General features: G+C 57.7%; 7 protein-coding genes. 2 read left to right on the forward strand and 5 right to left on the reverse strand.

Going from position 1 to position 8,816, the window contains the following annotated elements; translation table 11 throughout:
• The coding region (locus CW742_RS03360) for a YgiQ family radical SAM protein (protein ID WP_292416442.1) at positions 1-1,566 on the forward strand (1,566 nt) is incomplete at its 5' end.
• 24 nt (positions 1,567-1,590) lie between these two features.
• On the opposite strand, the gene CW742_RS03365 is transcribed toward CW742_RS03360, so the two are convergent.
• Positions 1,591-2,940, reverse strand: a complete 1,350-nt coding sequence (locus CW742_RS03365) for a mannose-1-phosphate guanylyltransferase/mannose-6-phosphate isomerase (protein ID WP_292416446.1) — start codon at positions 2,938-2,940, stop codon at positions 1,591-1,593.
• A gap of 141 nt (positions 2,941-3,081) precedes the next feature.
• Positions 3,082-4,917: an asparagine synthase (glutamine-hydrolyzing) gene (gene asnB / locus CW742_RS03370; RefSeq protein WP_292416449.1), complete on the reverse strand. Its 1,836-nt coding sequence runs from the start codon at positions 4,915-4,917 to the stop codon at positions 3,082-3,084.
• Between the two features lie 293 nt (positions 4,918-5,210).
• On the opposite strand from asnB, the gene CW742_RS03375 reads away from it, so the two are divergent.
• Entirely contained in the window at positions 5,211-5,663 is a 453-nt protein-coding gene (locus tag CW742_RS03375; RefSeq protein ID WP_292416452.1) for a GNAT family N-acetyltransferase, read from the forward strand.
• A 332-nt stretch (positions 5,664-5,995) separates the two neighbouring features.
• Here the strand turns inward: CW742_RS03375 and CW742_RS03380 are convergent, their stop codons facing one another.
• From CW742_RS03380 to CW742_RS03390, 3 genes are all read right to left on the reverse strand, one after another.
• Positions 5,996-7,348, reverse strand: coding sequence for a hypothetical protein (locus CW742_RS03380; RefSeq protein WP_292416455.1), 1,353 nt, complete (start codon positions 7,346-7,348; stop codon positions 5,996-5,998).
• 325 nt (positions 7,349-7,673) lie between these two features.
• A complete protein-coding gene (locus CW742_RS03385; RefSeq protein ID WP_292416458.1) occupies positions 7,674-8,171 on the reverse strand; it encodes a carboxymuconolactone decarboxylase family protein in 498 nt (165 codons plus the stop codon).
• A gap of 14 nt (positions 8,172-8,185) precedes the next feature.
• On the reverse strand, positions 8,186-8,816 hold a 631-nt coding region (locus CW742_RS03390), incomplete at its 5' end, for a methyl-coenzyme M reductase family protein (RefSeq protein WP_292416461.1).

Genomic DNA, 8,816 nt, shown 5'->3' on the forward strand with positions numbered 1-8,816 from the left:
ACCCCGAACCTGCAACGGAGTACGGATGATGTCTATTCACCGGGCGGAATCCCGAAGCGGCCCGACCGGGCGGTTATTGTCTATGCCAACACGGCACGGCAGATCTTCCCCGGCATTCCCGTTATTCTTGGCGGTATAGAGGCAAGCCTTCGCCGGTTCGCCCACTATGACTACTGGCAGGACCGGGTGCGGCAGGGAATCCTTGCCGACGCACCTGCCGATCTCCTTGCGTTCGGTATGGCCGAGTGGCAGATGGTGGAGATTGCCCGCCGGTTCGATGCCGGAGAACCCGTAAAAGCCCTTCGCGACATACGGGGGACCGCCTTTACCCTGGAACTTGCCGAATGGCGGAGCAGTCCCCCGCCCGGGATCGTGGAGATCCCCGGCTTCTCCGAGGTTTCCACGAACAAGCAGGCCTATGCCCGGGCATTCGCCCTCCATTATGCAGAGCAGGACCCGGTGCGGGGGAGGGTCGTTGCCCAGCCCCACCCAAAGACCGTCATTATCCAGAACCCGCCAGCCCTGCCGATGGGCACTCCGGAACTCGACCATATCTACGAACTTCCCTTCTCCCGCGAAGGTCCCCCTTCATACAAACAGCCCGTTCCGGCCCTTGAGCCGGTCCGGTTCTCGGTTGTGAGCCACCGCGGGTGTTTTGGCGCCTGCTCGTTCTGTGCCCTCACCCACCACCAGGGAAGGATCGTCCAGAGCCGGAGCACCGGGTCACTTGTGCGGGAGGTCACCCGGATGACGAAGATGCCAGGGTTCAAAGGCATTGTACAGGATGTCGGGGGCCCGACCGCTAACATGTATGGCATGTATTGCGATCTCTGGGAGAAGGCGGGAGCGTGCCGGGACAAGCACTGCAGCCCCGCCTGCCGGACTCTCCATGCAAGCCATGCTGTCCAGTGCGAACTCCTGACAGCGCTCCGGAATATCCCCGGTGTCCGGAAGGTCTTCATCGGGTCCGGTATCCGCTATGATCTCGTGGTGGCAGATCCGAAAGAGTACCTGGGACTGATCTGCGACCATCACGTCTCCGGCCACCTGAAAGTGGCACCGGAGCATATCTCTCCTGCTGTGACGGCCCTGATGAACAAGCCCCCGCAGGAAGTCTTTGACCGGTTCCGCGGGCAGTTTGCACACCTGCAGGAAAGAAAAGCGAAGAAACAGTATCTCGTCCCCTATTTTATGTCCGGTCACCCGGGGTGTACTGTCCGCGACATGGTCCGGCTGGCCGAGTATATCCGTGACAACAACCTCTATACCGAGCAGGTGCAGGATTTCACCCCGACGCCGATGAGCGTCTCGACCTGCATGTATTATACCGGTCTCGACCCGTTCACCGGCAAGCCCGTGCACGTGGCAACGGGGAGAGAGAAACAGGTCCAGCGTGCCCTCCTCCAGTACCGGGAGCCGCGCAATCGCGGGCTGGTGATCGAAGGGCTGGAAGCGGCAGGACGAAGCGACCTTATCGGGAGCCGCCCGGAGTGCCTGATCCAGGAGAACGCTGGTTATGCCACGAAGAGTATGGGAAAGTACCGTAAATCAGCAAAAAAGAAATAACCTGATTGTTTGAGGGCAGGCTTGTTATTTCCGGCCGTACTCGTCATCGAACCGGACGATGTCGTCCTCTTCGAGATAGTCGCCGAGCTGGACCTCGATGACCTCGAGGGGGATGAGGCCGGGGTTCTTCAGCCGGTGTTTCATGCCGCTGTGGACATAGGTGCTCTCCCCTTTCCGCAAAAGCTTCTTCTCGCCGTTCAGCTCGATCTCGGCAGTCCCGTTCACCACAACCCAGTGCTCGCTCCGGTGATGGTGGAGCTGGAGGGAGAGCCGTTCCCCGGCCCTGACGGTCACACGCTTGATCTTGTACCTCGCGCCCTCTTCGAGGACCGTGTACGAGCCCCACGGGCGGTGCACCTGGCGGTGGAACTGTGTCACTGGGTCGTTCTCCTGGTTGAGCCGCGTGACAAGATCCTTGACCTGCTCTGCCTGCTGGTTATGGCAGACCAGGAGGGCATCGGGAGTGTCCACAACAATGAGATCGTTCACGCCGATCAGGCCGACACGCTTGCCCGGCGCATGCACGTAATTGTTCCGGGCAGCGAGATACTCAGCGTTACCGACATTTCCTTTCTGGTCATGCGGTTGAGTCTCGTACAATGCCCTGAAGGTACCGAGATCGTTCCACTCTGCGTCAAGCGGTACAACGGCAACCTTCTTTGAGTGTTCCAGCAGCCCGTAATCGATGGAGATTGCGTCAAGCGACTCGTACTCTGGATCTTCACCCCCGTTGAGTGCCTTATACATCCCGGGCTGGTATTTTTTCAGTTCGGTAAAGAAGCAGCCCGTTGAGAGAAGGAAGATGCCGCTGTTCCAGAGATACCCCCGTTTGACGTATTCCTTTGCTGTTTTCTCGTCAGGTTTCTCTTTGAACTGGTCGACAACATTTCCCACGGGGAGTTTTTTCCCGGGTCTGATATACCCGTACCCGGTATGGGGGGAGGTCGGTTTGACACCAAATGTGACAAGGTACTTTTTTGCCACCGGCGCAGCGGCACGGATCTGGTCGAGCGCAACCTCTCCCAAAATGTGATCGCTGGGGAAGACCGCAGCCGTTGCGTGCGGATCAGTATCCCGTATTCGTTGCAGCGCCCACCCGATGGCAGGCAGGGTGTTTTTACCTTCCGGCTCGACAAGCAGGCGGGAGTCGTCAAGGTTACACCCGAGTTCCTCGGCTTGGTTCCTGACAAGATACCGGTGGATCTCGTTTGTTACAACCCAGATATTTTCCGGTCCTGAGAGCCGGACCGCCCGCTCATACGTCTTCTGGAAGAGCGAGGGGCCGCCCAGCTGGATGAACTGCTTGGGATAGTATTCCCGGGAGAGCGGCCAGAGCCGTGTCCCGACTCCGCCGGCAAGGATGATGGATTTCATAGGGCGCCTGAGGAGAATCCGGCATGGATCCGGCATCCGCCGGAACTCCGGAAGTCGTTATATATCTCTCGGGAAATGATCATTTAATAGATTCGCTCTCTTTCTGCACCGGCGATATGCTTTGCATTCTTTCCTGAGATCTTATACAGCTGTTGCCGGGCTAGGGCGCTGGTCAAAGAATTTCCGGAGCCACAACTCGGTGTTGACGATCCGCCAGATCTCGGGAGAGTAGGGGGACTCTCCCTCAAGGAACGCGAGGTAATCCCGGATCACCGCACCGGCATCCCAGTACGGCCGCATCCGGAAGGTGTCTGAAGAAAGGACCTGCAGGATGAACGGGCGGAGGTCCTCTTTCATCCAGACCTCTTCCGGTGTCACAAACCCCATCTTGTCCATCCGGCAGCGGATCGATTCCGGGACAATTCCTTTGATGGCATGGCGGAGACTGGTCTTTGTGATTCCGTGCCGGATCTTCTGGTCCAGCGGCAGGGCTGCGACATACTCCACGAAGCGGTAATCGAGGAAAGGTACGCGGGACTCGATCGAGAATGCCATGGAGTTCCGGTCCTCGTAATGCAGGAGGGAGGGCAGGTTGGTTGCGGTAAGTTCGCGGTGGAGCACTGTATCAAGGCTGGCGTCATACCGCAGGATGGTCTCTTTCGGGCAGGCAAAAAGGCTCCGGCGTGCTTTCCGTTCCCAAAGCTGACCCGGCGCGGAGCGGAAGAACCCTCTATGGCGGCTCATGCTGCCGGCCAGCTCTCTCAATGCCGTCAGCCACCGGAACGAGCGGAAGAGCGTGCCAATATACGTTCCCTGGTACGCGATATACCCGGCAAGGAGCTCGTCTGCGCCCTGGCCGTCGAGGACGACTTTTACCTTTTCCCGTGCAAGCCGCATCACGCAGTACTGCGCATAGATGGAGAGCGAGCCAAATGGCTCGTCCTGTACCCAGACGAGATGGTCGATGTCGTCCCAGAGTTGCCCGGCCGAAGGTTCGACCCGGTGGGCATCGACCCCGGTTGCCTGCACGATCTCATCGATATACCGGCTCTCGTCAAACCTCCTGTCAGTGAAGACCGCGGAGAAGGTCTTCTGCCGGGAACCGACGCTTGCCGGGACTTCCTTCCGGATGATGTCGTTGATGAGCACGGTCAAGGTCGAGGAGTCGATCCCCCCAGAGAGGCAGGTTCCCACGGCGACATCGCTCCGGAGGTGGATCCGGGTTGCATCGCGGAGGAGATCGAGGAGCCGGGCTGAGACAATCGCATCGGGAGTTGTTCCATGAATTTTTGGATTTACCGGGGCATCCCAGTACCGGACCGGCTGCTTTGGTCCGCCTGCATCCACGACAAGGTAATGGGCCGGCAGGAGCTGGGAGATGCCGTCGAACATGGTCCGGGGCGAGTGGTCGAGTACGCCCCACGCCAGAAAGGTACCAAGCATCAGGTCATCGGGGTCTCTCCCGGCATCCGGGTGGGCGAGCAGGGCCTTGATCTCGGAGGCGAAGAGAAAGGACCCCCCCGCCTGCGTGTAATAGAACGGCTTGATGCCGAGTCGGTCCCGGGCACAGAAGAGCTGCTCCTTCTTCCCGTCCCAGAGGGCAAAGGCCCACATGCCGTTGAACCGGGAGAGGCAGGCTTCGCCCCACTCCTCGTAGGAATGCAGGATGACCTCGGTGTCAGAATTTGAGTGGAAGCAGTGGCCTTTTTCCAGCAGCTCTTCCCGGAGCTCCACATAATTGTAGATCTCGCCGTTGAACACGAGCCAGAGCGTCCCGTCCTCATTGGTCATCGGCTGGAGGCCTTCGTCCGTGAGGTCGATGATGGCAAGGCGGCGGTGGACAAGGCCGGTGCTGCCGCAGATCTTCAGCCCCTCTCCATCGGGCCCCCGGTGAGCGAGCCGTTCGGCCATTGCGGCGAGGAGGTTGCTATCCGGGGCCTTCCCGTCCAGACAGTAATGGCCTGCAATCCCGCACATTATGGTAAAGGTGGGCACCGGTGGGTAATAAGTATGTGAGCAGGCAGGATGCGACGGTCGAAGATTTTCCTTATGGAAAATCTTCTCATCCTCCTGGTTCTTCGAACCAGTCGGAGTTCGAAGATTGCCCTTGTACATTTCTCGTCTTCGAGGCTTTGCGAACCTGTCGGAACTCGAAGATTTTCCTTATGGAAAATCTTCTCCTCCTCAAGGTCCTTCGAACCTTTCGGATACCGTATCCTGATATAGTACAGAGCCCAAGGACTGTCCGGGGAGATCCTGAGGTATCCTTTATGTGTGTTGTCGTGAGGGAACTGGAACCCGGGGAATTTTTCCTTGCCGAGAAGCTTTGGGAAGAGTACCGCGGCCAGAAGGCAGACCGGCAGCATGAACGGATCTTTGGTGTCTTCGAGGACGACCGGCTTGCGGCAACGGCCCGGCACACCCGCCACCCGGACGGTGTTGAGATGGACTGCGTCTTTGCCTCGGAAAAGTACCGGGGAAAAGGATACGCACGGATGGCAGTCGAAGCGCTGCTTGAGGCATGCAGATCGGAGTCGATCTTTATCCATTCAACGCTGGTCCTTATCCCGTTCTACAAGAAGCTCGGGTTTGTTCCCATCCCTGAGGATGATCTCCCGCGGACGATCCGGGAACGATTCCTGTTCTGTTTCGGGGAGATGGCTGGCTGTAATGTCTGCCCTATGGTTCGGGTCAAACAGCCGGAGGTAGCGACTACGCCATGATTGCAGGTGATATTCCGGTCTTGGACAGACATGTGAGCTATTTCTGAGTGCGTGGTGTGACAGATGTGATGCTGTTTATGATCCCCACGTATCTTTCGAAACAGTTGCGGCATCGTCCGCAGTCAGGAGTGAGATGCAGCGATATAAACGATTTCTCACCGAGTACCTTCCGCTTTTTTAGGTCAACCTGAACCACGAATTGGTCGGGTTGGGTTAATGTCAGGCGTTATGGGTATGCCTTGGGCGGTGACTGGCATGAGGGATCATAGCAAGAGCCGCGATCGCTGCGACAGCCCGGCACAATGCTACTTAGTGAAGACGGTGCTGCTCCCCTATGCTGCGGTACTCATGCTCACCGCAGCAGTCGAGGAAAAGAGGTTCAGGGATGGAATCCCCGTATTCGGATTCCCCAGAGTAATCTTGTATTCAAAATTCTGGGTATTTTTCGGGGTTACGGAGAGCTGCCAGACGCCGGGCTTGCCCTCAACAGCATATATCACGGTATACTGAACGCTGGTCTCATGGTAGGCGGCCTCCTTCGATAATGATGCGGTCATCGGATCGCCATCAAGGTTGACCGACCCCCGGATAATCTTCTGGACCGGCCTGGCGGTCACGATCCCGCCGGGACCGGTGATCGTGGTCTCGAACGAGGGCTCGCGGATAGTACTGGTTGCAATCGGGGCGGGGTATCCCGAATAGCCCGAAGTGAGTTCTATGGAGACAGGCTCTGCTGCATCCAGGGTGAACTGTTTCACATATGATACCGCGGGTTGTTTCCAGATATTGAAGTTCAGCGATACCCGGCCCTCCCCCTGCATAAGCGACGGATCATCGATACCGAGATCGATATACCCGTTCGAATAGCCGGTCGCCGCTGGGGGAACCTTCATGATAATTTCAAGAGTGCCGGTCGAGCCGGGCGGGATCGAAGAGGGTGCGATCAGCTGGAACGAGTCAGAAGTCAGGCCGGGCTCTGTGACACCGTACAGACCATACGACATGAAACTATCGCTGCTGATTTTCGGGGCCAGCTGAACGGACGACGCCCCGGTATTCTTGATCTCTACCGTATACCGGTATTCTTTTCCTGCCTCAACCTGGTCGGAGATATACAAGGGGGATATCTGGACTACCGGGGGTACGATGATATTCACGTAGAAATTCATCTGGTGGATATAGTTCGGGTAGGGTGTCGGGTATGCTGCAGGGTATTCCTCGTCCGTAAAGACCAGGTTGGCGTTATATGGCCCCCGAGAAGCATCCGCCGGGGTTGAAACCTTCATCGTGAATTTTATGCTCTCACCGGCAGGTACATCAGCGGAAGCCGGGCTGACGGCAATCCAGGAAGGATCCAGTTCATAGGGAATGTTGTAGGGCTGCAGTTTGATTTTGGGCGTGAGGGTCACGGTTTTGCTGTCCCGGTTCCTGACCGTGATGGTCATGTCCTTGGACTCCCCGGGTTTGAGAGCGAACTGCGTATATGTGGGGTTGATCTCCAGTTTCGTGTAGTTGCCGACAGGGGAAGCTATGGTCCCCGGCGTGGGTACCGGCAGGGGGATCGCTGTTACTACCTGCATGCTCGCACCGGAATTGCCTGTCTGGTCGTCTGCTGCACAAGCAGCCGGGGCAAGAAAAAGCAGGACCGCGGCTGTAATGATGATCGATATGCTGAATGGTCTCATGAAAAACACCTGTATTTTGTGAGCGCCGGGGTGGTTCTGGTAACCAGGGCATTCACCCCGTTGCTGATTGGCGATGGCTGTTCCGGCTCAGAGGTTTACGTCTGAAATGGACATCCGCAGTACAATATTTTTTGATATTATATATGCGATTCGAAATGAAATTTCAGCCGGATCATTGTCTGAATAACCGTCATCCGGCTCCCCTGCACCGACAAAGACACCGATAGGACTCATGTCCGTAATTGCGGCACTCGGGATTGGCAGTGTCGTCTTCCTTGTTTCCAGAAAAGAGTAATTTCCCCTTTTTTATTCCCTGACCAGAGGGTTATTTGCGTTTCCCCGCCGTCTGCTTCTTACCAGTAGCAGTTTTCTCTTTCTTCCCCCCAACCCCCTTCACCTCGCACGGCACGCACCGTTCGAGCTTCTCGTCAACAATGCGGTACGCGTTCGCGAGCACGGACGAGTTGGAGATCATACCCGATAATAAAATAACTTCAAGGATCTCCTCGCGGCTGGCACCCATCTTGAGGGCTGCCTGCATGTGGTAGCCGGTACAGTGCGGGCACTTTAAGGCCGCACCCACGGCCATGCTGATCAGTTCCACGTACTTCGGGTCGAGCGGGCTGGTCTCCGCAACGGTCCCCTTGTACAGCAGGTGGGAGATGAGCACCTCGGGGCGCTCGCCCATCCTCCGGAAGATGAGCGGGACCTTCCCGTACTCCTCTTCGATAACCCTCATCCATTCTTCGGCAGTTACGTCGGCACCCTGGTCGACAATCCGCGCAAGCTTCTCCTCAAATGTCTCTTTCGATGACTTTCCCATACCGGTTCCTCGTTTCAGACCGCGATGTTCGTCTCCGAGAACGGGAGCACCTTCACGATGATATAGTCCCGCATCCGCGAGGGAAGGACTTCTGCCACCTCGCCGAGCGTGATCCCGTCCTCGACTGCAACCTTCTTCACCCGCTCGGCAAACGTGTCGTACGGGAGCTTGACGCGGAGGCCGGCAATCTGGACCGTGAGCGGGGTTGGCGACGTGACGTCCAGGATCTCGGGGACCTGCTCCCTGATCAGGCCCATGAGCCGGGCCGGGTAGACAGAGAGGGGGTCCTTTGCGATCTCTTCGCGCTTCTTCTCAAGCACCCGGGTGATCTCCTCAATGATCTCATCCAGCTTCGCAAGCTCGTCAGCCTCCTTGGTCCTCCGCATGAACCGGCCCACATTGCCCACGTACCCGTCTACCGGCGGATTGATGATCCGCTCCAGGACTTCCTTGTCCGGGCCCCCGCAGAGCACGATCGGCACCTCGATCCCGCGCCGGAGCGTGGGGATCTTGTACTCAATGCAGGTCTCGAAGTTGCCCATCAGGTAGACCGCGATGTCGTGCTCGTTGATCACGTCACGCTCTTCGTCCTTCAGGCCGGCGATCCGCTTCCCCGGCCCCCGGGCCCGGCTGACCATGTTGCTC

Origin of the sequence: Methanoregula sp. (genome assembly GCF_002835825.1) — an archaeon.
GTDB lineage: Archaea > Halobacteriota > Methanomicrobia > Methanomicrobiales > Methanospirillaceae > Methanoregula.